We start from the raw sequence: 25,104 nt of genomic DNA, 5'->3' as shown, positions 1-25,104 counted from the left end.
ATTAAATGTTTAACCTAAAAAATAAAAAATATAACGTTATGACTTTATATATGACATAGCGAAGGGAGTATTATAATGAGTTCAGTATCTTTAACAGCTAAGGCTATTCGCCGTGGCTTATTGACAATTGCAGCAACGACTGTAGCAACAGGTTCTGTTTTTTCAGCTAGTGTAATGGCTGAAGAAGCACAAGCAGAAAAAGTAGAAAGAATTGCAGTAACCGGTTCACGTATTAAACGTACCGATATGGAAACTGCTAGCCCAGTAAGTGTTATTGATGCTTCATCTATTATCGCATCTGGCGCTACATCTATTGATGACGTTTTACAAAAAATGACCGCATCTGGCGGCGCGATGACTAACGCTGCTGTAAACAATGGTTCAGGTGGTAACGCTCGTGTAAACCTACGTGGTCTTGGTTCAAACCGTACTCTTGTTTTAGTTAACGGTCGTCGTATGATTGCATCTGGTACTGGTGCAGCATCTTCAGTTGATTTAAACACCATTCCAGTTTCAATGATCCAACGTGTTGAAGTACTTAAAGACGGCGCATCTGCTGTATATGGTACAGATGCTATTGCTGGTGTTGTAAACGTTATCTTAAAACGTGACTTTGATGGTTTAGAGCTAAACGTACAAACAGGTATTTCTGGTGAGGGCGATGCAGATGAAACTAGCCTTGATTTCACTATGGGTAACACATTCGATAAAGGTAATGTTGTTATTAACGCTCAGTACACTAAGCGTGGCGATGCAAGCCAAGCAGACCGTGATTTCTCTGATTGTCCTATCGCTGAAGGTGCTGACGGCCTATATTGTGCAGGTAGTTCATACTCTGAAGGTGGTCATATTTGGGGTGCTAATGGCGCAGATTTAAGTGGTCGTGGTGGTGAATATCATGAGTTCACTGATGCAGATCGTTATAACTACTCAGCTTCTAGTTTCTTATCTACGCCAATGGAGCGTTTAAACTTAAGCATGGCTGGTACTTACGAGCTTTCTGATAACGTTATGTTCTTCTCTGAAGCTATGTACTCTAAGCGTTGGTCAGATCAACAGATGGCACCTCAACCAATTTGGAACAGTGAATCTTGGGAATACCAACCAATTTCTGCTGGTGGTTGGATGACAGATGAACTGCTTCCATGGGTAGAAGATGGCGAGCTTGTTGATTATGGTCGTCGTATGGTTGAGTCTGGTTCTCGTGACTTCTCTCAAGTTGTTGATACTATTCGTTTAGTTGTTGGACTAGAAGGTGAGTTCGACAATGGTTGGACTTGGGATGCATCTTACAACAAAGGTAAGAACGACTCAGTTGATACTTTAGCTAACTTACATAACATTGGTTCAATTAATGATGCTGTTCAAGCTCAAGAATTTGATCCTTTCTTACAATCTTCTTGGGTGGGTGACAGTATTGCTCCATTCGTATACACAGAAGTGAACGCTGGTGGTAGTGAGTTAGATATCGCAGCACTTTCTCTTGCTGGTGACATTGTAGATCTTCCTGCTGGTACTATGGGCTTTGCTGCTGGTTATGAATTCCGTAAAGAGTCTGCTTATTTCACTCCTGATTCATTAACTGCTCAAGGTCTTGCAAATGACCCACGTGTAGAAGCAACTTCTGGTTCATTTGATGTAAATGAAGCATACGTAGAGCTTGCTATTCCACTTATCAGTGATGTTCCTTTACTTGAGCAAGTTGACTTAAGTGCAGCTATTCGTTACTTCGATTACAGCACATTTGGTGATGATACGACTTGGAAATTGGGCTTAACTTGGCGTGTATTCGATGACTTGATGATCCGTGGTGGTCAATCAACTGCATTCCGTGCACCTACAGTATCTGAGTTATTTGGTGGTAAGTCTCCATCATTCGACCAAATTGTTCACCCTGCAACAGATCAAACTCAAGCTGAAGTAACTGTTGGTGGTAATCCAGATCTAACACCAGAAGAAGCTGATATCACGACGATTGGTTTGGTTTACTCTCCAAGCTTCGTTGAAGGGTTATCTTTAACTGTTGATTACTACGATATCGGTATTACAAATACTATTACTTCAGTAGATTCGAACTACATTGCTAATCAGTGTTTAGATGCAAACGGTAACAAGATCAATGAAGGTACTGCATTATGTCAGTCTTCAAGCATTGAAATTGACAACACTGGTCGTATTAGTTTTGATAATGGTTTACAAAATATCGGTGAAACAAATACATCTGGTTTCGATATTAACTTAGCTTACACATTTGAAGGCTTAGGTTTAGATTGGAAAGCAGGTCTTGATACTTCTATCTTAGATACTTATGAAGAGTATGACCAAGATGGAAATGTAATTGACTATAAAGGTTACATCACAGGTGGTGTAGGTGCATACGCAGAGTTAAAGACTAACTTTAACTTAACTGCTGCTGGTGATGACTGGTCTGCTACTTATGAAGCTCGTTACATCGACGGAATGGATTCATTCGCTTGTAAAGATGATCCAAGTGACTGTTACGCGCCTTCAGTTGACTCAATCGTTTATCACGACATTTCTGCATCTTACGATATTAACGAAACTGTTAGATTGTCAGGTGGTGTGAATAACGTATTAGATGAGCAGCCTCCATACTACTCTGGTAACAACGATTCAAATACCGATCCGTACACTTATGATGTATTAGGTCGTTACTTCTTCGTTCGTGCTAGCGTGAAGTTCTAAATCACAAAATTTACCTTGTAAGTTAAGGTTAAATGTTAAAAATCTCGGCCAATTGGTCGAGATTTTTTTTTGTTTCGCTGTTAAAAAGTGCACAAAATTTACCATGTTATTGAGCGTTAACGAAAAGTAACCTTACATTTTCAATGGTTACTAGTTGTAACGCTTTTGGGCTGTTTGGCTGTAAAACGGTTGTTTTAACATAAGTGGTTGTAATATATAGTTTTGTGATAGTTACCTTTTGATACTATTTGCTAATGTGTATTAATTTGTATCCTGCTCGTTAAATGGCTGTGTCTCTTGTTGAAGCTTTTGGGTTGTTTTAACAGTATCAGTGTGAGGTCTTAACTTCGCTATAACTAAATAAAACAATAAAAAGTCAATACGTTATGAGATTTAACGTTCAGGGAGATTTACATGAGTTCATTAACGCTAACAGCTAAGGCGATTCGTCGCAGTATTCTAGCTGCAACAGCAGCATCGTTGGCTTTTTCAGGTATCGCTTTTGCTGAAGAAGCTGAAAAAGTAGAAAGAATAGAAGTGACAGGTTCACGTATTAAGCAAGTGGATATGGAAACATCTTCACCTGTAACAGTCTTAAGTGCTGCTGATATTGCACTGACTGGTGAAAAAACAGTTGCTGATGTACTTAACAACTCATCTATCAACGCATTTGGTTCATGGCGTGGTACGTCTGGTTATGGCTCTGGTGCAAGTGCAACTAGCTCAATTAACATGCGTGGCCTTGGCTCACAAGCTACCTTGGTATTATTAGATGGTCGTCGTATGCCTGGAACGAGTTCTAGTTCTGGTTCTACTGCTGATACATCACAAATTCCAATCGCTATTGTAGAACGTATCGAGATTTTACGTGATGGTGCGTCAGCTGTTTACGGCTCGGATGCGGTTGCTGGTGTAATTAACATCATTACGAAAAAAGAGTTTGAAGGTGTTCAATTAGATTACAGCATGGAAATGCCAGATGTTGAAGGTGGGGATGCAACTCGATTCTCAATTGCAACTGGTTACAATACGGATAAAGGTAATATCACTTTTACCTATGAGTATTACGATACTAAAGCTGTGATGGATCGCGATATCTGGAACATGGATGATGATTCTTATGGTGATTATAGCTCATTCAGTTCAGTTCCAAACGGCTATTACAATACTGGTAGAGTCGATGAGGATGGTGAAGACATTTATGAGTTCTATTCAAACTCAGAAATGTGTGATGACACCGAAAATGTCGTAAATGGTACTGATGGTAATAACAACGGTCGCTGTTATTACAGTTATGGCGAAGTAACAAAGTTATTTGGTGACATGACGCGTAACTCGTTTATGACCAACTTTAGTTATGATATTACCGATGATATTCAATTTCGTGGTCGTGGTTCTGCATCATTAAGTGAAACCAACACTCGTTATGCCGGAACACCAGTTTCTACCAATTACCCAGTCATGTCTGCGGACAATGTCTATAACCCAACGGGTGAAGACATGACGCTTTACATGCGTTCAGTTCAAATAGGTGAGCGTGATACGTTAACTGAAACAAATAACTACGACATGTTAGGTGGCTTTGTTGGTTTTGCTGACATTGGTAATGGTATCGATTGGGAGATTAATGCCCAATACTCAGGTTCTACAACTAATTCATTTAACTACAATTTGATTAATGATGACATTATTCAAAGTGAAATTGACACTGGTAACTACGATATCTTTAACACCAGTGGCATGAGCTATGATGAATGGGATCAAACCATGACTGCTCTTTATAGTGCAGCAAATCATACTGGTGTTTACCAAGGTAAGTTTGATAGCACTCAAATTGATGGCCTTGCTTCTACAACGTTTATTGATAGCGACAACTTTACACTGGCTATGTTAGTGGGTGCAGAGTACGAAATGATCAACTTCAAGCAAACATCAGATCCTGAGTCTGCTGCGGGTATCATTTCTGGTGGTTCGGGTGGTGATGATGTCGATGCAGAGCGTGATCGTACAGCTGCATACACTGAGATCCAAATGGGCTTACCTGCCAACGTTGATGTATCGTTAGCGGTACGTTATGAACGTTATGAGCAAGAAGGCTCGCTAACGGGTGCTACGGGTGTTGTGACTAATTCATCTACTTTTGATGCCGTCGTACCTAAAATTGGTGTTAGCTGGCGTCCTGTGGATAGCTTATTAGTCCGTGCAAGTTATGGTGATTCATTCCGTGCTCCTAATATGGGCGAAATGTTCTCATCTCAATCTCTAAGTTTTGAAACTGCTTATGACTCAGTATGGTGTGAAGCTAACAACGGCTCTGATGAAAACTATTGTGCAACGGGTAATCAGCATAAAACATGGTTTGGTGGTAACCTTGACTTAGAAGCTGAAGAAGGTAACTCTCTTACTTTAGGTGCTGTTTGGAATGTAACTGATGCTTGGAGCGTTGAGCTTTCTTACTACGACATTACTTACGATAATAAGATTGAAGCAGTAAGTGCTACAGATGTTATTCGTGATGAAAAGCTTAATGGTAGCTCAGACTTTGTGACTCGTGGGGCAGACGGTAAAATCGAATACATAGAAAGTGGTTACATTAATATGTCATCGGTTGTGACCAGCGGTTTAGATTTTGCTACCTCATATAATTTAGAAACCGGTTTCGGTGACTTTAACTTCAAAGTTGATATGACACACGTATTAGAATTTGAAGAACAAGCTGATTCAGAGTCAATTGCAATCGATTACGCAGGTATTCAAGATTATCCACAATGGCGTGGTAATTTAGCTGCTGCATGGTACTACAATGACTTTAATGCAGCGTGGACTACTGTGTATATTGGTAGCCAATCTGGTCAATACTGGCGTGATCTAGGCTATGATTATATTACAGATACACCGGATTACTTTAAGCATAATATCCAGTTCGGTTACACCCATGATTGGAACGGTACGATTACAGTAGGTATTAACAACGTATTTGATGAAGAAGCACCAACTTGGTACGACTTCTCAGGTTACCGCGATGTCAATACTGACTTGTATGATGTTCTAGGTCGTACTTACTACCTACGTATTAATCAAAAATTCTAAAGTGAATTTACGCTAAAAAAAACCTCCGCTAGTCGGAGGTTTTTTTATATCTCAAAAGCGATACGATTAAAATCGAGCAGTATTAAGATGATGGGGAAGGTGACTTTATGAATCACTGTATACGCGAGTGACTCTCGATATTTAAGTGACTCTCCATATTTAAGTGGCACTTTATATTTTAATGGCTTAGTCGCAACTCTTGTCGATGTTCATTACGGTGTTTTTCTGCACAGCAAGCACATCGCTGCTCGGTGGGGTCTGCTGCTAGTCGCTCAGGTTCAATATCGGATTCGCAATCTGAACATAAGCCATACAAACCTAACTCTAATTGGCATAATGCGGCATCTAGGCGTGTTAATTGACCAAATAGCGGAGTGTCAGTTAAATTCTGCTGACTCATTAATTCAATAAGCTCGGTTAAGCTCATATTAAAGTGGCTTTGTGAGGCACTTTGCACATGACCTTTTTGATTTAATTGATGCACTAACTCATATTTAAGCTGCGCTTCTCTTTGCATTAATGATTGCTGTATTTCTTGAATACTCACAAAATGACCTAATTACTTAATCGCTTATCTGGGTATTTAGTCTAACGTCATCGGCTAGTATTGTTATGATGGAGATCAATTCAAAGCTTCATTTAAGCAAACAAATATTAAGTTTCGTTAATATTAATACGTACTAATGAAGCTTTTTTATGAAATTAACGATTTTGTTGTTCGTAGGTTTTTTCTAGTATGGCGACAATTTCATCTGTGGTTTTTAATACACGTAGTTCTCTAAATAACGCATCTGCTTCTGGGTATTGTTTATTAAGGTAGGTAAACCACTGCTTAACTCTTGCAGGGTAATAGTCTGACTTCTTACCAATTAATTGTTTTTGGGTGTAACGTAGCAACAAACTTAACGTTTGAGCCCAAGTATAAGGTGCTTGCTCGCCTTTAATTGCTGCAGCCAAGTTTGGTAATGACATTGCTCCGCGCCCTAGCATGATGTTGTCACAGCCAGTGACATCCATACATCTTATTGCATCTTCACGACTCCAAATTTCACCATTGGCAATTACTGGAATAGGTAATCGTTTACGCACTTCAGTAATGTACTCCCAATAAGCTGGTGGCTTATAGCCATCAACTTTACTTCTGGCATGAATTGCAATTTCACTGGCACCAGCTTCGTAAACAGCTAACGCATTTTCCATAAAGAGTGACTTGTCTTCAAAACCTAAACGGATTTTAGCTGTAACAGGTTGCTCATTCGGTACAGCGTCACGCATGGCTTTAACAATATCGTGGATGGTATCAGGGTATTGCAATAATACTGCGCCGCCTTTACTTCGATTAACCATTTTTGCAGGACAACCGAAATTAGCATCCACACCTTGTGAGCCAAGTTCAACTGCTCTGTGTGCATTTTCAGCCATGACGCTTGGGTGTTGGCCTAACAGTTGAATACGTACCGGCGTACCAGAGGCGGTTAAGCCGCCATTGCGCAGTTCAGGACATAATTTGTAATAGACTTTTTCTGGAAGTAATTGGCTGACAACCCTAACGAACTCAGTCACCACCAAGTCATATGGATTAATTTCAGACAATATTTCTCGCATCAAGTCATCAATGACACCTTCCATAGGGGCTAATACTACGCGCACGGTTCAACCTGTAATCAGTAAAAGGAGCGCTATTCTAGCGACTTTGATTTGTTATACAAATTCATTTATAAATCATCAAAAAGTAGCTGGGTACATGATTACTTAATTTTAATGATAAATATCAGCTAGATAAATCCTATTTTTACACTATGCTTACAACTATAAATTATTCTCTAGCAAGAAATTTTGAAAATAATTATGATTTAGATCAAATTATGTGAAATAAAAGTAAACGTGATTAGGTCTATTAAATTGTAAGCCAGCACTGTTAGTTGTTGGTCACCATTATAAAGTTTGAATATAAGGAAGATTATTATGAACTCAGTAAAGCAAACTACAGTAGCAATGGCGTTAGGTGCAGTGGTATTAACAGCAGGTGTTTCTACTCAAGTCGAAGCTAATCCATTTGGCTTCGAACAAATGAATGCCGGCTACCAACTTGATGGTGGCGAAGAAAAAGCCAAAGAAGGTAAGTGTGGCGAAGGTAAATGCGGCGGCGACATGAAAGCCAAAGAAGGCAAGTGTGGCGAAGGTAAATGCGGCGGCGATATGAAAGCCAAAGAAGGCAAGTGTGGCGAAGGTAAATGCGGCGGCGACATGAAAGCCAAAGAAGGCAAGTGTGGCGAAGGTAAATGCGGCGGCGACATGAAAGCCAAAGAAGGCAAGTGTGGCGAAGGTAAATGCGGCGGCGACAAAAAAGCCAAAGAAGGCAAATGCGGTGAAGGCAAATGTGGTGGTGCTAAGTAATTCATTTACTAGCATATAAACTTTACATCCATAACATTTTTTTACCCCATTGAATGTTTAATCTGAATGTAAAGTACGTCATGATAAGGCCTGTTATACAGGCCTTTTTAATTGATAAAAAGTAACAGACGGAGTGTTGTAATGGCAGAGCAAGCAAAAGTTGGACTGGGTTTACGCCGAGAGATGCTTGATGAGTTTTGTCAGCAAGTGCCAGATGAGATTAACTTCTTTGAAGTGGCGCCAGAAAACTGGATGACTCTGGGAGGAAAGTTTGGCAAACAGTTTAGGCAACTCACTGAGCAGCATGATTTCTTTTGCCATGGTTTGTCCTTGTCAATTGGCAGCCCTGAAGAGCTTGATACTGAATTTGTTAAACAAATAAAAGCGTTTCTCGATTTACATCAGATCTCTATTTATTCTGAACATTTAAGCTACTGTTCCGGTACGGGTCACATGTATGACTTGATGCCAATTCCGTTTACTGATGAAGCAGTCACTTACGTCGCTAAACGTATAAAACAAGTTGAAGACATTCTCGAGCGCCCATTTATTCTTGAAAATGTGTCTTTTTATGCAGCGCCTGGTGCGCAGATGAATGAACAAACCTTTGTGAATGCGGTATTAGCTGAAGCTGATTGTAAATTACTGCTTGATGTAAATAATATTTACGTTAATTCAATTAACCATCAATATGATGCGGCTGAGTTTTTAGCTTCTATGCCAACTGAACGTATTGAATATATGCACATAGCAGGGCATTACGAAGAATCATCAGACCTGATGGTCGACACTCATGGTGCAGATGTTATAGACCCTGTGTGGAAATTATTACAGCAAAGCTATCAGCAGCATGGCGTGTTTCCTACCTTGTTAGAGCGAGATTTTAATATTCCTGAAACGCCAGAGTTATTGATTGAAATTAATCAGATTCATCAATACCAACAACAGGCATTATTACAGGCTAAGTCAAGGAGTGCCTAATGAGCTTTATTGATACTCAATATGAGTTTATGGATTACATTCGCGACCCCAGTAAACCCTTGCCTGAAGGAATAAGCCTTGAACGGATGACGGTTTATCGGGAATTGTTTTTTAATAACATTAATGGGTTCGTATCGAGTGCTTTTCCTGTTCTTAAATCGTTATACACTGATGATGCTTGGCTTAAATTAATCCAAGAGTTTTTTGTTAGTTTTGACTGTAAGACACCTTTGTTTGTTGAAATTTCACAAGAATTTATCGCTTTTTTACAAACGGATTATCAAGCAAAAGATTACGATCCGCCGTTTATGGTGGAGTTGGCCCATTATGAGTGGTTAGAGCTTTATATTTCGGCTGTCTTTGATAACGACAAGCAAGTGACTATCGCTAGAGATATGATTACCGAGCTGCCGCTCACTCTGTCAGACACAGCGACCATTGCACAATATCAATACGATGTGCAGCACATCAGTCTTGACTATCAGCCAACAGAGCCGAGTGAGCTACCACATAGTTTTTGTATATACCGAGATCAAGCTGATGAGGTAAACTTTTTACAGTTAAACCCATTAACAGCGCAAGTGCTCGCATACATTAATCAAGCCGAGCAATGTTATTTTTCAGATATAATAGAATGGCTTAAACAATCCTACCCGCAAATGACTTCAGAAACTTTAGCCAGCGGCTGCTTACAGATGTTACAACAGTTGGCTGAAAAACAGATTATTTGTCGAGAGAGTAGAGGATAAACAGGATAATAAATGGCTTAAAATTTTTAGGGTTTTTATTGTAGGCCTTTTTACTTACAATGGCGCGGATTTTGTGATCTACTTCACGCTGCCGGTAGGTGGTCAACTTAACTCTTAGGAATCAAATAACATGAGTCAGCCGTTTAAAGACCCATTTAACATTTTGTATTTTATTGGTTTTATCCTTGTTTTACTTTTACCAACATTACCAGCTTCTATTTCTGCGTTGAGACTTGCAGGCTTAATTTAACTGCTGATCTCAGTTATGATATCGATGTATTTTTATAGCATCGGTAAACTAAAAACCATTCTATTGAATGGTTTTTTTGATTGAGTTTGGAGAATTATGCCCCTAAAACGTGGCTTGTTTTTAATTACTGGGTTAACCAGCGTCACGCTGGGAACGATTGGTATTGTGGTTCCTTTACTACCGACTGTACCATTTATCTTGCTTGCAGCTTATTGCTTTGCTCGCTCAAGTGACAGGTTACACAATTGGCTGATGACACATCCTTGGTTTTCTCAAGGGCTCAATGACTGGCAAAATAAGCGATCAATTAACAAACGCTTGAAGCGAAAAGCCATGATTATGACGACGCTAAGTTTCGTGGTCAGTATCGCCATCGTGCCACTGCTTTGGGTGCAAATCATGTTAGTTTGTATGTTATGTATACTGTTACTTTTTTTGTGGCAGATCCCAGAGTTAGATTAAAAGTTGCCGGAATTTTGCTCTCGAGTTGCAACTGTATTGAAACATGCTTACTATCACCTCCAATCGAGTGATATGTCAGATACTATTTTTGCATTTTAAGTGTAATCAAATACCAATAACTGGCTATTAATCCATTCCTTTTTAAATAGACAATCTATTATGACTATGAATTCAGCAAGTTTAGCGTTAATCAAAGACAGCATTAAAGCCATTCCTGACTATCCCATTCCGGGCATTATGTTCCGTGATGTCACCAGCTTATTAGAAAATGCTGAAGCCTACCAAGCCACGATTGCGATGTTTGTTGAGCATTACAAGTCACTTGGCTTTACTAAAGTTGTAGGTACAGAGGCTCGTGGTTTTTTGTTTGGAGCGCCGCTGGCTTTAGAACTCGGCGTTGGTTTTGTTCCGGTTCGTAAACCTGGAAAACTACCACGCAAAACAATTGCGCAAACTTACGACCTTGAATACGGAAAAGATACCTTAGAAATTCATGTTGATGCCATTCAGCCTGGTGATAAAGTGCTTGTGGTTGACGACTTACTTGCTACTGGTGGCACAATTGAAGCCACTGTTAAGCTAATTCGTGAACTCGGTGGTGAAGTCGAGCATGCTGCATTTGTTATTTCGTTGCCTGATATCGGTGGCGAAAAACGCATTGAAGCATTGGGTATCGAAATTTTGACCCTTTGTGAGTTTGAAGGTGAGTAATCGATTTACCCAATGACCTCGTCATTATATCAAGGCAGTGCTTGCATATTCGTTATCAAGCGCTGCTTTTTTATGTCTGAAATCAGGATTAACGTCAATACAGCGAAATGGTTAGTGTAATTCTTGGGCAAACCCGCTCGCTAAATTGTGTATCAATAGCGCAGCATTGACTTGCATGTTATTGTTAAATTTATTTTTGGGTAAAATGAAGCTTACTCAACCCGTTTTATTAAAGCTTGGGGAATTCCATGTCTTATCAGGTGTTAGCCCGTAAATGGCGGCCTGCAAAATTTGAAGAGATGGTAGGGCAGTCACATGTCTTATTAGCTCTAACAAATGCATTAACTCAGCAGCGCTTACATCACGCATATTTATTTACAGGCACCCGTGGTGTCGGTAAAACCAGTTTAGCTCGACTATTTGCTAAAGGGCTTAACTGTGAGCAAGGGGTGACCTCAGCACCTTGTGGAGTGTGTTCGAGCTGTGTTGAAATCGCTCAAGGTCGATTTGTAGACTTAATTGAAGTCGATGCGGCATCACGAACTAAGGTCGATGACACTCGTGAGTTACTGGATAACGTTCAATACAAACCATCTCGTGGGCGTTTCAAAGTTTACTTGATTGATGAAGTGCATATGTTGTCGCGAAGCAGTTTTAATGCTTTGCTTAAAACCTTGGAAGAGCCCCCTGAGCACGTCAAATTCTTATTAGCTACAACGGATCCTCAAAAGCTACCAGTCACCGTTTTATCTCGGTGTTTACAGTTTAATTTAAAAAGCTTGTCGCAAGATGAAATCAGTCAACAACTGGATTTCATTTTAACTCAAGAGCAGCTTGAGTATGAGCCTCAAGCGCTGACTTTATTGGCTAAAGCGGCTAATGGTAGTATGCGTGATGCACTTAGCTTAACCGACCAAGCCATTGCATTTGGTAGCGGCCAAGTCATGCATCAGCAAGTACAGTCGATGTTAGGCAGTATTGATACTCAACAAGTGCTTGCTTTACTCAAGGCGCTTTGCGATGCCGACGTCGGGCATTTAATGATGACAACCAGTCAAGTGCTCAGCTTTGGAGCTGACGCTGATGAAGTGCTAAGAAGCTTACTTGAATTACTCCATCAAATTACGTTAAGCCAATTCGCCCCTGCAGCTGCGCAGCAATCACTTTATAGTGAACAAATTCTCGCTTTTGCTCAACAACTCTCGCCAGAGCAGGTGCAGTTGTATTATCAGCTGTTACTCGCTGGGCGCAAAGAGTTATCGTTTGCTCCAGACCCTAAGTCAGGGCTTGAAATGGCGCTATTAAGAGCGATAGCCTTTGTACCGGAAAAGCCTGTAAAACGTTGGCATACTGATGAAGCAGCAAAGATTACATTACCTGAACCCTCAGCGCAGAACACCGCTGCTGAAGCGCAAAAGCATGATGTTGTAAAACCTGTTACGCCAGTGGTTGATACACTCGTAAATACCGGTAATACGCTCAATGAGTCAGCTAACAGCAAGGTTACAGATACTAACTTACAACCAGTTACTCAGCCTGAGTCTACTGAGTCGAATCAAGGTCAATCAGATGAAGCGATAGCTGCCGAACAAGCATTGCTATTAAGCCAAGCGGACAGTTTAGGTTTTGGTCAACAAGCTGAATCATTATCGCAAAGCACACCAACGAAAGCGCAAGCGTCATCGGCTAATGCACCGCAAGCGAGTGAGTATAAACAAGCGGCGACGCAGGCGCTTGATATTGATTCGGGCGAAAACATACAAACGCCACCTCAATCAAAGTCAGGCTCTTTAGCTTTAGAGAAAAATGTCCCTGCAGATAAGCCAGAAGTGAGTGCTGAGCCCCAAGCAACCTATTCATCTGATGATGGGATGCCAATGGATGCTTATGAGCAATTTTCACAGGCTGACAGTGACGATAATAATGCTGACTATGGGCTAGGTGATATGGCGTCGTATCATCCTGATCAGCCTGTCGCTGCATCGACAAATGATTCACAAGTTGAGGCCGCTAAAGCAACAGAAAGTACTGAAAGCAGCGATGATTTAGATGCGCTACTGGATGCTGTTTTAGCAACTAATGATTCCTTGAAAGCAGAGTTAAACTCACTCACAAGTCAAGGAGAGCAAGCAAAAAAGCAACAGGCGGCAGCGAGTCCTAGTATTAAGGTACCCGCACCACGCAGTAATCATGCCGCAGAAGGACAACGTGCTACTCAAGATACAGAGCAAACACATAATAGCCAGACGGAACAGCAATCACTCAATCAAGCGTCTCATCATAATGACAGTATGAGCTCAGCAAGCACTGACGTTATTGATAGTGCGAACGTTACAGATAAAGGCGCGCAGATTGAAGAGCAAGCACCTTGGAATAAACCACAAGATGCAATTGAACCGCCAATGGCCAATGCACAAGCAATAAAAGATACACAAAATGTGGTTGCTGATGCACAGGTTACTGATTTGCAAGCTAGCAATGGTGAGCTGCAAAGCCATGATTCAAGCCCAAATCTAGGCGTTGTCGAGGCCGTGGCTCAAGTCGATACCAATCAGCTGGTGACATCGATACCTAAACCCACTGCGCTTGCGGTCAATGGCGAACATGAAATATCGGGTGATGAACTTGATTTACACTGGTATAAAGTCATGGCATCACTCAGTATTGGTGGTAGGGTAAGGCAGCTCGCTGTTAACTCAGTTTGTCAAAGCTTGAGTAATCCGATTCCATTACTGTTAAAGCCAGATCAAAAGCATCTAGCAGCGGACATCGCCATTGAGCAACTGCAAGTTGCATTAACAGAACACATGGGCGTGCCGACCACGGTTGAGATTACCGTTGGTGTAGATAAAGCGCATGAAACCCCACTTGAGTTAAGAAAAAGATTTCATCGTGAATTATTAGCGAATGCAAATTACGCTTTAATTAATGATGACAACGTACAATGGATGTTTAGTCGATTAGCTGCACAGCTAAATCCAGATACCTTGGTGTATCCAGCGGAGAAGTTACAAGCAATAGGGCAACAAATTCCTGCTTTAGTTGCACAATAAATCAACTAAAGCGTTGTTAACTTCAAAAGTTTGATTGCAATAAACGCAGTTTTATTGCCAATTTATTTTTTTACAGTAAGATTAGCCCCACTTTGGCGGCTTGCTAATAACCTAATTAAGAGAAAAGACTATGTTTGGAAAAGGCGGTATGGGCAACTTAATGAAACAAGCCCAAATGATGCAAGACAAAATGGCTAAAATGCAGGAAGAAATCGCACAAACCGAAATGACGGGTGAAGCGGGTGCAGGTTTAGTAAAAGTCACCATGACGGGTTCACACAACATTCGTAAAGTTGACATTGACCCAAGCTTAATGGAAGACGATAAAGAAATGTTGGAAGATCTTATTGCTGCAGCATTCAACGACGCAGCACGTCGCATCGAAGAAAACCAAAAAGCTAAAATGGCAGAAGTTACCGGTGGTATGCAATTACCGCCAGGAATGAAAATGCCATTCTAAGACTGTTTTAGTCTAGTTAAGTTTAAATGAAAGCCTGAGTCATTGACTTGGGCTTTTTTGTGGGTAATTGGTCTGTTTAGGTTTATAGATCAGCTTAACCAAAGTCATGTTAAGTGATTAATTGGGATAAACCAGCGCATTTAATTACATAAAAAATGTGTTGTTATTTTTAGTAGTTTTACAGCATCAGCTAATAATATAGGTATTCAATCTTATACAATCAATATTTCATAAATGGTTTAAGTCTTGTTTTATTTAATAATTTAAAGCAATCTAGTCAGGGTTAAATGTATATAGCAAGCACTTTTAGCCTACTTAATGTGGGCGTAAAATCTTCAGGGGACTATGAGTATATTTCCAATAATTGAGACAGATAGATTGGTACTTAATCAGCAATCAATTGATGACTCCAAGTCGATACTAGAATTGTTTTCTGACCCTGAGGTTACTGAATTCTATGATCTGTCTTTTGCTACCGAGAAAGAAGCTATTAACTTAATTAATGCAGATTTAGCAGGATTTATAGAAGGTAAATCCGTTAGGTGGGCAATTAGGGATAAAGAAACATTTAAGTTTATTGGTGGTTGCGGCATTAATCGTTTCGAGGAAAGTAATCATGTTGCTGTTATCGGTTACGAGTTCAAAAGAAACTCTTGGGGCAAAGGATATGCTACTGAATCAGTAAGGAAGGTCATCGAATTTACGTTTTCAGAAAAATGCCCTAAACACGTTAATAAAATTGAGGCTTATGTGATGATTGGCAATAGAGCATCAGAAGTGCTACTTGAAAAGCTCGGTTTTAAATGTGATGGCATACTGAGGCAGCATGGTTTTTGGAAAGGTGCTTATCATGATCTTAAAGTGTTTTCTTTGTTGAGGTCTGATACTCAGAATTTATAAAAAGTCAGTCATAAACTGATATAAAAGAGGGCTTAAGCTCGAACCTCACTTTTTATCAACCACTTTTTCCTCTTAATGAGGAGTGATATTTTCAAGGAATTCAAAATTGCGCAATGTTATCGTCTTTCTTACTATCATTTCACTGGCAGGCTGTGCCGCTGCATTAGTTCCACACACAAATGATCCAGAGCAAAAAGTAACTGATGCTTATTGGCTTTTTGACACTAAACAAAGACCATTGCCCGCTCAAAAGCTCATATTAGAGGCTATTGAGATTTATCAAGAAGAAGGAAACGATTCAGGACTAGCAGAAGCATACATCGCTTATGCTATTTTTCTCAGGTCGTATGCGGTAGAGCGATATACTGAGCATTATGAGACTACTGGATTTAATAATGGTGCAATATTGTTTAAAGATAGGTTCAATGCTTCCATCACGTATTTGGATAAGTCTCGAGCTATATACGAAGAAAAACAAGAGTTTGATAATTTAACAAACACTTATTTGCATATGGGGTTTACTTACATTATCGATAAAAATGTGCCAAAAAGTTGTGAGATGTATATTAAGAGTTTAGAGATGAATACACTTTTTAGAAGTAATTACCCAGATGCAAAGCTAAACTTGGGCGGTTTTAAGTCTTATAAGGACTTTATCGACTATAAGATGAAACAAGCTGAATGTCCTGTGTAATGATTTAGTCAGTTAGTCAAGTCCAACAATTAATTTGGTTTTCTCATTATTGACATTAAGTAATAAATCACCGCTCTGGGCTAATGTATTGCGCTGTTCAAAGGCTGTTGTTGTTAGCTTTTACATCTTTTTCCAATGTCATGAATCTACTATCATTAATTAAGAGTGAAGGGATACATAATTTTATTGTTTACGTTTATCAAACCATAAATTTGCCAGTGTCATTAAACCTAATGAATCAGTCTTTTCTCCCCGTAGAGATTTATGCGTTTTAAATGTGATTGATTTTCCCCATAATGGCGTAATGTAGTGATTTGTTTTACATTCCTCTTCTATATCAGATAAATAATCATTTAGATCATTTGTCGATTTTGCCCATTCTAGCCATTGTTTACGTTGTAATGATGGCAATAAATGCTGTGCAGTATCACTTACTAATAACCAGTAATAATGATCAAGTAAGGTATTTTTGCCAAATAAATATTCTGAGATCCACATGTCAGCTTTGCTTTTATCTGACACCAAATACAGTGTTAACCCTAAGCTCTTTAAAGATTCTTGAATAAAAGTTGATACTTCTGAATTTGAGTCCCAAAAAGCAATTGTTCCTGTAATGATTTCAGTTTCTGAATTTGAGGGGGTATTTCTTTTTGCTGCATGGACTTGGTTGTTTTCGTTGTCATGATTGTTTTTGACATTAATAGCAATATTACCGAAAAGCGTTTGGCATAACGGCAGTTCAGGGTGAATAGAGTTAGCCTGTTGTAACACCAATGGGATTAATGCCTTTCTCGTGTTGAGGGGCAGTCGATGGCTCAAGCACAATGCATAGCAACCTGCTAGTTTTGAATGAGTAAACAAGGGTGATTGAGGTATTGTTTGCAGTGTACTTTCTTGCTCTATAACATGGCTCATATTATGTGTGCTGATATCTTTATTTGTCCAAAAGTCAGCACGCTTAAGAATGCCATTTACACCAAAATAATGTTCATTTTTACTAAGCGACCAATGCTCATCATTTCTGGATTCCCAGCAATAACTACCAGTACCAATAGGAAAGTCAGGATGCTTGTCATCTTCTAAAAAGACTGCGCTGTGGATATCAGATAATCCATGAAGAAATAACGGGTCATCGAATAACAATTCAACTTCTACCCATCTTTTATTCACCTGAATGTTTTTGATACTTTCGAATAAATAAGCGTGCAAAGGGGCATGTCTTTTAAGTGTTAATAAATGACTTTTGATATATTCAGGAGTGAGCAATACACCATTATGAAAATATACATCGGGTCTGACTCTAAAGGCATAACCCTTAGCTGTTTTAGTAAACTGGTGAGCTAAACTAGGGGTAAAAGATGCTGTTTCAGGGTGATAGTTGATTAAAGTATCAAATAGCGCGTTGACATAAAGACCAGCATTCAAATCAGTCATTTTAATTGGGTGGCATGCTGGTAAGGAGTAATTAACCAGTGAGATAAGTTCATCTGAACGTTCAATCTCTTCTGGGTTTGTTTTAAGCCACTGGGAAAGATGTTGTTTGAAAGTATGCTGGTAGTGAAACGTTTCAGCGTATTGAAAAGCTTGATTTAAACTGCCGTGTTGGCACATGTTTTTTAACCGTGCGATGAGTAACTCTTCAAAAGAGTGCACAATCGAAAAGCTTGATTTATTACCCCTACCTCGTCCAGGGTTCCAAGTTATCCATCCTAATGCAGACAAGCTTTTCATTATGTTTGTTACATTTCGAGTTGAGCATATTAACGCTTCTGCAAGTTCAAACTTATCTACATTATTTACATTTCGCCCAAACCGAGTCTCTAATTGATTGAGTCGTTGTAACTGTATTGTCGTGGCAGAATTATCCATCGAATTATTCATCTTTCTATCTATGACTTATTAGATTCATAGTAGTCCAGACCTTAAAAGGTGAAAAGCTAAAATTAACCTCTACCTCTTTTTTTTGCTCGGTATATTCAATACTGAACCTAGACACATTTTTGGGGAGATAATGATGAAAAAATTAACTTTATTAGCTTTAACACTTGCGTTAGTTTCAGGTTTAAGCCAAGCAGGAACCCTAGGGGATTTCTTTTCAGGTATAACCGTTGGTGCAGGTTATTCGACTGACTCTGTCCATGGTGAGACTTTAGACGGTTACTCAGTGTACTCACAAGGAGTATTGGTTCCGTCATTAAAAGACAATTTATTCACTGATTTTAGGATAAGTTCAACCTCAAAAGATGATTATTCTAGCGTTGATCCTAAAGATGGGGCGCTTAATACAACGACAGTAGATTTAGATCGATATCAGGCGAGTATCGGTTATGGTATCCCTTATCATGTAACAAACTCAGTTGTGTTAAAACCTTATGTCACAGCGGGTTGGTCTTGGGATAAATTATCAACTGCAGGCAATAACGAGACCGATAATAGTTTTGTTGCTTCAGCCGGCGTAAAAGGGGAGTTTGGTCAACATTTTATGACTAGCATTGGCTATTCAGAAGAAACGAGCGGCTTTAAATCTGGCCAATGGATGCTTGATGTGGGTTATCGATTCTAACTTGGTTTGGACTCATACTGAAGTTCGCTCAATATCACTAACGACGATTAATTGTTAGTAATTGAAAGTATTAATATTAGTAACTGCTTAATAGCTTGGTTATAGTGTGTAGATCTAGAGTTTTAATGTCGTGTTTATTGGGTCAATTTACCTCATGTTAATTGATTAAATAAAACGCTTAACCAATAAATAGTATAAGAGTTTGTTCATGGAAGAAAATATTCATCCTTTTAAAAAGGCTGCAGCGTTATTACTCTTACTGGGTTTGATTGATATTGCGGTAATGATTTTTTGCATTATCAATCAAACTAATTATGCCTCAAGCTTTACCATTTTTGGGGTTATTTCAGGAGTATTGCTACTTCGAGGTAGCCTTAAAACGGTTCAAACACTACGTTGGTTGAGTATTTTTATCTCAGTACTGATTGTTGGAATATCGTTTGACACTTTATTTACGACTCCGCCTGCTTTACTTATAGCGTTAATGAAATTCAGCCCACTGACAGTGATTGGACCAATATGTGTTGCTGCTTTGCTTGTTGCAGTTTTTATTTGGATATACTGTCAGCTATCTTCTCAGGAGTCTTTGCAACTTTTGGTCAAGGCCAACTATAAAACAACTCAACCCAAATCAGCTTATTTACTAGGTGTTATCGGTCTGCTTGTTACTTTTTTAGGAGCTAGTGAAATGGTCAATGGTGAGTCAGCTAAAAAGGCCATTAAATTAGCGCAAACCCAACGGGGTTCAGCATATCAATATCATGTTACTCGTTTATATGTTTCACAAAATTCTGGTTATGCTGATGTGATAGCCTATTCAGATAAAGCCGTTCATCAGCTTAACGTGAATTGGTAAGCCTTGTTTAAATAGAAGTCCTTGCGATTAATCCTACCGTTACTTCTCTCGTTAATCCCCAAATAATCCTTTTATTGACTCGTCACAACAGCTTTAAATTTATTACGCTAACTCTTTTGCTACACTTTGCATCTTTTTTTAAGGTTCTGTTTTGTAAGTGTATTTTATATTTTGAGCTCGTCCCTCTAGGTGATGTTGTCTAAAATGATAATTGACGAGCTGTGATGTGAAGAACTGGTTTTGATAAGAGGCATAAGCTTGACCAAGTGGGTTGATACACATACTAAAGTACTAAAAAGCTAACTTGAGGTTAAAAATATTTGACATGGATGGTAAGTAAGCATAAATTAACTGCGAGTTAAATATCTTTTACATGGAGTGAGGTGAGGTTAACATGGTCAACAAACAGAATTTATATCAATGGTTGCAAGAAACCAGCTTTAGGGAAGTGACTTTATCGGTTGATTTACTTGTAACGGGCTATATTTTTTATATTTACTTAAGCCGGATGTACTATGCCAGTGCTGAAGAATTAGCCTCGACAGTGTGGCTATCTGGTGTATTGCTCGAAATCATTATTTACTCAGTTGTGTTGATGGTACTGAGTTATATTGTATTAGCATTTGTGAGTGATGATGAATTAAACCAACCCATGGATGTGCGAGAAAAACAGATAAACCTAGTGGGTTACAAATACTCGGCGATAATTTTACAAACCGGCGTTATTTTAGCCATGGTTCAATATGGAATAGAAAAACAAGCTGAAATAATTTTGTTTGAGCCGATTCCTCATTTACCATTACACATTTTGTTAGTGGCATTTTTAACTGCCGAATTAGCCCATTATGGTGTGCAATTGTATAAAGGCCGCACAGGAGATATTTATGGGTAAAGTGGATCAAGATGGTATGGGGATCAGTAACTCTATTCGTACATTACGATTTTTACATGATGAAATGACCCAAAAGCAACTGGCTGAGCTCATCGGTGTAACTAGACAAACGGTAATGGCGATTGAGTCAAATAAGTATTCGCCGACATTAGAAGTCGCGTTCAAGATTGCTGAGGTGTTTAATTTACCTCTTGAAGAGGTGTTTCGCTATCGTTCGGCAAACGATACCCTACCAACAGACTAGCTGTTTGTAGGTTTTATTAGGATGATGAGTTGTTGCTAGCGACTAAAACTTCTTGAAAGTAGTAAATTATACCACTGGCCGCTTGAGGTTATCTGTTGAGGATAATTGGTTCAGTATTAGCGACTCACAATGCTTTAAAGCCCAACCGCGCTTTGGGCTCAGATACTCTTTGCAATCTTTATCGCTTACGATAATAATCACCCATTCATTTAGCTGATAAATTGTTGAGTCAGCTAATCTCATTTTTATGAAGTGCAACAGCACTGTTAAGGCCAGTATTAGGTTATGAAATTTAGTCCGCTAGTTGATGAATTAATTGAATCATTACGTTGCTTACCCGGTGTAGGGCCTAAGTCTGCTCAGCGTATGGCATTTCAGTTATTGGAACGTAATCGTAAAGCGGGGCAAAAACTGGCAAACGCTCTTGAGCGCTCTATGAGTGAAGTAGGGCATTGCCAAGCGTGCCGTACGTTTACTGAACAAGAATTATGCCCAATTTGCAGTAGCCCTAAACGAGGAAACGCTGGCGTTATATGTGTGGTAGAAACGCCTGCAGATGTACTTGCTATCGAAGCTGGTGGCCATTTTATGGGGCGATACTTTGTGTTATTAGGCCATTTGTCACCACTTGATGGCGTGGGCCCTGATGAACTAGGTCTTGAGTTACTTGAACAGCATTTATCTTCAGAAGATGTCACAGAGTTAATCTTGGCAACAAACCCTACAGTAGAAGGTGATGCAACAGCGCACTTTATCGCGGATATCGCACGTCGTCATAATGTGGTTATCAGCCGTATTGCTCATGGTGTGCCAGTAGGTGGCGAGCTTGAGTATGTCGATAGCACGACTTTAGCGTTATCGTTTAATGGGCGCATCCCTCTGTAAAACGAACACGAGTTAATAATAAAAGGGCTAATTTAGCCCTTTTTGCGTTTTTTTTAGGCATCAGAAAAAAATTCCCTTGAAAACTGATTTTCACGCCCCATTTCCTAGGTAACAAAGAATTTTAGTTGCATTGAAACGTCAAATATTAGATTTCAGTACAACTGCTGTATTAACGTTAAACCAAGGGAAATTTTCATGTCTCAACAAGAAACACATGGCTTTCAAACCGAAGTAAAACAACTTCTTCATCTGATGATCCATTCTTTATACTCAAATAAAGAAATTTTCTTACGTGAATTAGTCTCAAATGCCGCTGATGCTGCAGACAAGTTACGTTACCTTGCACTGACTGATAACACATTATTTGAAGATGACACTGAACTTCGTGTTCGCATCAGCACCGATAAAGAAAAAGGCACCGTTACGATTGAAGATAACGGTATCGGTATGACTCGTGATGGTGTAATTGAACATTTAGGGACAATTGCTAAATCAGGTACTGCTGATTTCTTCAAAAACTTATCTGGCGAAGAGTCAAAAGATTCGCAACTTATTGGTCAGTTCGGTGTGGGCTTCTACTCGGCGTTTATCGTTGCGGATAAAGTGACTGTACGTACTCGCGCTGCAGGTGCGGATGTTAACCAAGGTGTGGTGTGGGAGTCACAGGGTGAAGGTGACTTTACTGTTGATACCATTACTAAAAACAGCCGTGGTACTGAAATTACACTGCATTTACGTGAAGAAGAAAAAGAGTTTGCTGATGACACACGTTTACGCTCAATTATCACCAAATACTCTGATCATATCTCCGTACCTGTAGAAATGTACGAAGAAGGTACACCTGCTGTTGAAGCGACAGAAGAAGGCGGCGAGGCGATTCCAGCTACTGAAGGTCAGTGGAAACCGATGAACAAAGCCACTGCGCTTTGGACTCGTAGCAAATCTGATATTTCTGATGAAGAGTATCAAGAGTTCTACAAGCATATTTCTCACGATTACGGGGATGCTGCAACTTGGTCTCACAATCGTGTTGAAGGTAAACAAGAGTACACCAGCTTATTGTATATCCCAAGTAAAGCACCATGGGATATGTTTAACCGTGATGCTAAAAACGGCTTAAAACTGTTTGTTCAACGTGTATTCATTATGGATGACGCTGAGCAGTTTATGCCGACTTACCTTCGCTTTGTAAAAGGCTTAATTGACTCTAATGATTTACCTTTAAACGTATCTCGTGAAATTTTACAAGACAACAGCATCACTAAAGCTTTACGTAGCGGTGTGACTAAGCGTGTGTTAGGCATGCTTGAAAAAATGGCTAAAAATGATGCTGAGAAATACCAAGCATTTTGGGCTGAATTTGGTCAAGTATTAAAAGAAGGTCCTGCTGAAGATTTCGCTAACCGTGAGCGTATTTCTGGCTTGTTACGTTTTGCTTCTACACACACAAATGCCGCAGCAACTGACGTGTCATTAGATGATTACATCGGCCGTATGAAAGAAGGCCAAGACAAGATTTACTACATTGTTGCTGACAGCCATGAAGCGGCAGCAAACAGCCCACATCTTGAATTATTACGTAAGAAAGACATCGAAGTGTTATTGATGTCAGAGCGTATTGATGAGTGGTTAATTAACCACTTAACTGAATTCAAAGGCAAGAAATTGCATTCGGTAACACGTGGTGATCTAGAGTTAGGTGAGCTTGAAGATGCTGATGAAAAAGAAGCTCAAGAAAAGCTTGCTGGTGAAGCACAAGCATTAGTTGAACGTATGAAAGCGGCATTAGGTGCAAAAGTTGCAGACGTTAAAGTGACTTCGCGCTTAACTGACACGCCTGCATGTGTTGTGGCCGGTGAAGGTGAAATGTCATCACAAATGATCAAGCTTATGCAATCAGCGGGTCAACCAGTGCCTGAAACGAAACCGACCTTTGAAATCAACCCGCATCACCCATTAGTTGAGCGTTTGAACAATGAACAGGATGAACAGTTATTTGCTAACTGGGCTGACTTATTACTTCAACAAGCACAGCTTTCTGAAAAAGGCAGCTTAGCGGATCCTTCTGCATTCATTAAGTTAACCAATGAAATGCTAGTCGCAAGCTTGAAGTAAGCGTCGTCATAATAAACAAGCGGACCGAGTGTCCGCTTTTTATTAGCGTTTATTTTTAGCCAGTGTGATACTGAATAAATAGCACTGCTAACAAGGATCCACGATGGAACATATTATTAATTTAACCAAAGAGAACATACAACAAGTTGTTGATGCCTCAATGGATAACTTTGTTGTTATGTCTTTTTGGGCTCAACAGCAGCCTGAAAGCGTGCAAATGCTTCAAGTGATGGAGCTGATTGCTAACGAGCAAGCTGGGCGATTCATTCTTGCTAAAGTTAACTGTGAAGCCGAATTAGAGATTGCTAACTATTTTCAAATTCAAAGCTTACCCACCCATTTGGTATTAAGCCAAGGTAAACCTATCGATGGTTTTGCCGGGGTTCAATCACAAGCGCAAGTTTTGGACATGCTCAATAAGCATTTACCAGAATTATGGGTACAAGATGTGAATGCGGCTAAAGTTATTTTAGCTGGCGATACGGTGACAAAAGAGCAATTAGAAGAGGCATTAAGCTTACTAAAAAGTGCTTATGTTGATTCAGGTAACCAAGCTGAAGTTGCATTACTTATGGTCGATGCCTACTTGCAGTTAGGTATTCTTGGTGATGCAAAAACCTTATTAGACACTATTGGGCTTGCCGATCAAGACAGCTATTATCAAAACCTCAAAGCAAAACTGGCTTTAGCTGAAGATGCAGCCGATACACCTGAAATTCGTCAGTTACAACAAGCGTTAGAAGCTGAGCCAGATAATGTTGAAATTTCAATCAATTTAGCCAAGGCCTTAAGTCAAGCTAACCGAGGTGAAGAGGCATTAGAAAACCTTTTTGCGATTTTACAAAAAGATTTATCTGCGGCTGACGGGAAAGTCAAACAGGTGTTCATGGAAATATTGACTGCCTTAGGGCAAGGAAACACCATAGCCAATCAGTATCGTCGTCGTTTATACAGTTTGCTGTATTAAACAGCGCTAAATTTAACAGGTTGCGAGCTATTAGATATTGGTCTAACTCTTTGGTTATTTACCTTCTAAAGATGGACTAAATGTGCGAAAATCGCCGCCTAAAAATATGAAAGCAATAAAGAGGACTTT

21 protein-coding genes are annotated in these 25,104 nt (G+C 39.6%); 18 read left to right on the top strand and 3 right to left on the bottom strand.

Going from position 1 to position 25,104, the window contains the following annotated elements; translation table 11 throughout:
- Positions 1 to 75: 75 nt before the first annotated feature.
- Together SJ2017_RS13085 and SJ2017_RS13080 are read left to right on the top strand one after the other, a co-directional pair.
- Positions 76 to 2,706 carry a TonB-dependent receptor plug domain-containing protein gene (locus SJ2017_RS13085; protein WP_080916050.1) on the top strand — a complete coding sequence of 877 codons (2,631 nt, stop codon included), beginning with the start codon at positions 76 to 78 and terminating at the stop codon, positions 2,704 to 2,706.
- 414 nt (positions 2,707 to 3,120) lie between these two features.
- Entirely contained in the window at positions 3,121 to 5,796 is a 2,676-nt protein-coding gene (locus SJ2017_RS13080) for a TonB-dependent receptor (protein ID WP_080916049.1), read from the top strand.
- A gap of 178 nt (positions 5,797 to 5,974) precedes the next feature.
- Here SJ2017_RS13080 and SJ2017_RS13075 read toward each other — a convergent pair whose 3' ends face one another.
- Together SJ2017_RS13075 and SJ2017_RS13070 are read right to left on the bottom strand one after the other, a co-directional pair.
- Positions 5,975 to 6,343 carry a TraR/DksA C4-type zinc finger protein gene (locus SJ2017_RS13075; RefSeq protein ID WP_055024658.1) on the bottom strand — a complete coding sequence of 123 codons (369 nt, stop codon included), beginning with the start codon at positions 6,341 to 6,343 and terminating at the stop codon, positions 5,975 to 5,977.
- 155 nt (positions 6,344 to 6,498) lie between these two features.
- Positions 6,499 to 7,446: a tRNA-dihydrouridine synthase gene (locus SJ2017_RS13070; protein WP_080916048.1), complete on the bottom strand. Its 948-nt coding sequence runs from the start codon at positions 7,444 to 7,446 to the stop codon at positions 6,499 to 6,501.
- Positions 7,447 to 7,761: 315 nt separating this feature from the next.
- Between SJ2017_RS13070 and SJ2017_RS13065 the strand changes: the two genes are divergently transcribed.
- The 9 genes from SJ2017_RS13065 to SJ2017_RS13025 all read left to right on the top strand — a co-directional run bounded on the left by SJ2017_RS13065 (position 7,762) and on the right by SJ2017_RS13025 (position 16,453).
- Positions 7,762 to 8,193 carry an HvfA family oxazolone/thioamide-modified RiPP metallophore gene (locus SJ2017_RS13065; protein WP_055024656.1) on the top strand — a complete coding sequence of 144 codons (432 nt, stop codon included), beginning with the start codon at positions 7,762 to 7,764 and terminating at the stop codon, positions 8,191 to 8,193.
- A 141-nt stretch (positions 8,194 to 8,334) separates the two neighbouring features.
- Positions 8,335 to 9,174, top strand: a complete 840-nt coding sequence (locus tag SJ2017_RS13060) for an HvfB family MNIO-type RiPP peptide maturase (protein WP_055024655.1) — start codon at positions 8,335 to 8,337, stop codon at positions 9,172 to 9,174.
- Positions 9,174 to 9,923, top strand: a complete 750-nt coding sequence (locus SJ2017_RS13055) for an HvfC family RiPP maturation protein (RefSeq protein WP_080916047.1) — start codon at positions 9,174 to 9,176, stop codon at positions 9,921 to 9,923. The genes SJ2017_RS13060 and SJ2017_RS13055 overlap by 1 nt, the downstream gene beginning before the upstream one ends.
- Positions 9,924 to 10,269: 346 nt before the next feature.
- On the top strand, positions 10,270 to 10,635 hold the full coding sequence (locus SJ2017_RS13050; protein ID WP_065110571.1) for a YbaN family protein: 366 nt from the start codon (positions 10,270 to 10,272) through the stop codon (positions 10,633 to 10,635).
- Between the two features lie 159 nt (positions 10,636 to 10,794).
- Entirely contained in the window at positions 10,795 to 11,346 is a 552-nt protein-coding gene (apt, locus tag SJ2017_RS13045; RefSeq protein WP_055024652.1) for an adenine phosphoribosyltransferase, read from the top strand.
- A gap of 248 nt (positions 11,347 to 11,594) precedes the next feature.
- Positions 11,595 to 14,399, top strand: coding sequence for a DNA polymerase III subunit gamma/tau (dnaX, locus tag SJ2017_RS13040; protein ID WP_080916046.1), 2,805 nt, complete (start codon positions 11,595 to 11,597; stop codon positions 14,397 to 14,399).
- Between the two features lie 130 nt (positions 14,400 to 14,529).
- A complete protein-coding gene (locus SJ2017_RS13035; protein WP_055024650.1) occupies positions 14,530 to 14,859 on the top strand; it encodes a YbaB/EbfC family nucleoid-associated protein in 330 nt (109 codons plus the stop codon).
- 345 nt (positions 14,860 to 15,204) lie between these two features.
- Entirely contained in the window at positions 15,205 to 15,759 is a 555-nt protein-coding gene (locus SJ2017_RS13030) for a GNAT family N-acetyltransferase (protein WP_080916045.1), read from the top strand.
- A 106-nt stretch (positions 15,760 to 15,865) separates the two neighbouring features.
- A complete protein-coding gene (locus SJ2017_RS13025; RefSeq protein ID WP_080916044.1) occupies positions 15,866 to 16,453 on the top strand; it encodes a hypothetical protein in 588 nt (195 codons plus the stop codon).
- A gap of 183 nt (positions 16,454 to 16,636) precedes the next feature.
- Here SJ2017_RS13025 and SJ2017_RS13020 read toward each other — a convergent pair whose 3' ends face one another.
- Positions 16,637 to 18,334, bottom strand: a complete 1,698-nt coding sequence (locus SJ2017_RS13020) for an SgrR family transcriptional regulator (protein ID WP_080916043.1) — start codon at positions 18,332 to 18,334, stop codon at positions 16,637 to 16,639.
- Positions 18,335 to 18,467: 133 nt separating this feature from the next.
- Between SJ2017_RS13020 and SJ2017_RS13015 the strand changes: the two genes are divergently transcribed.
- From SJ2017_RS13015 to SJ2017_RS12985, 7 genes are all read left to right on the top strand, one after another.
- Positions 18,468 to 19,016 carry an outer membrane beta-barrel protein gene (locus SJ2017_RS13015; RefSeq protein ID WP_167692923.1) on the top strand — a complete coding sequence of 183 codons (549 nt, stop codon included), beginning with the start codon at positions 18,468 to 18,470 and terminating at the stop codon, positions 19,014 to 19,016.
- A 208-nt stretch (positions 19,017 to 19,224) separates the two neighbouring features.
- Positions 19,225 to 19,872, top strand: coding sequence for a hypothetical protein (locus SJ2017_RS13010; RefSeq protein WP_080916041.1), 648 nt, complete (start codon positions 19,225 to 19,227; stop codon positions 19,870 to 19,872).
- Between the two features lie 394 nt (positions 19,873 to 20,266).
- Positions 20,267 to 20,764, top strand: a complete 498-nt coding sequence (locus tag SJ2017_RS13005; protein ID WP_080916040.1) for a hypothetical protein — start codon at positions 20,267 to 20,269, stop codon at positions 20,762 to 20,764.
- Positions 20,757 to 21,008 carry a helix-turn-helix transcriptional regulator gene (locus SJ2017_RS13000; protein ID WP_225442255.1) on the top strand — a complete coding sequence of 84 codons (252 nt, stop codon included), beginning with the start codon at positions 20,757 to 20,759 and terminating at the stop codon, positions 21,006 to 21,008. The genes SJ2017_RS13005 and SJ2017_RS13000 overlap by 8 nt, the downstream gene beginning before the upstream one ends.
- 285 nt (positions 21,009 to 21,293) lie before the next feature.
- Complete coding sequence (gene recR, locus SJ2017_RS12995) at positions 21,294 to 21,893, top strand: recombination mediator RecR (RefSeq protein ID WP_055024645.1); 600 nt, start codon at positions 21,294 to 21,296, stop codon at positions 21,891 to 21,893.
- Between the two features lie 195 nt (positions 21,894 to 22,088).
- Complete coding sequence (gene htpG / locus SJ2017_RS12990; protein ID WP_080916039.1) at positions 22,089 to 24,008, top strand: molecular chaperone HtpG; 1,920 nt, start codon at positions 22,089 to 22,091, stop codon at positions 24,006 to 24,008.
- 103 nt (positions 24,009 to 24,111) lie between these two features.
- On the top strand, positions 24,112 to 24,975 hold the full coding sequence (locus SJ2017_RS12985; RefSeq protein WP_080916038.1) for a co-chaperone YbbN: 864 nt from the start codon (positions 24,112 to 24,114) through the stop codon (positions 24,973 to 24,975).
- Positions 24,976 to 25,104 lie beyond the last annotated feature (129 nt).

It is taken from the genome of Shewanella japonica (assembly GCF_002075795.1).
GTDB lineage: Bacteria > Pseudomonadota > Gammaproteobacteria > Enterobacterales > Shewanellaceae > Shewanella > Shewanella japonica.
The sequence above is the reverse complement of the archived record's forward strand: the minus strand, read 5'-3'. Positions and strand labels throughout refer to the sequence as shown.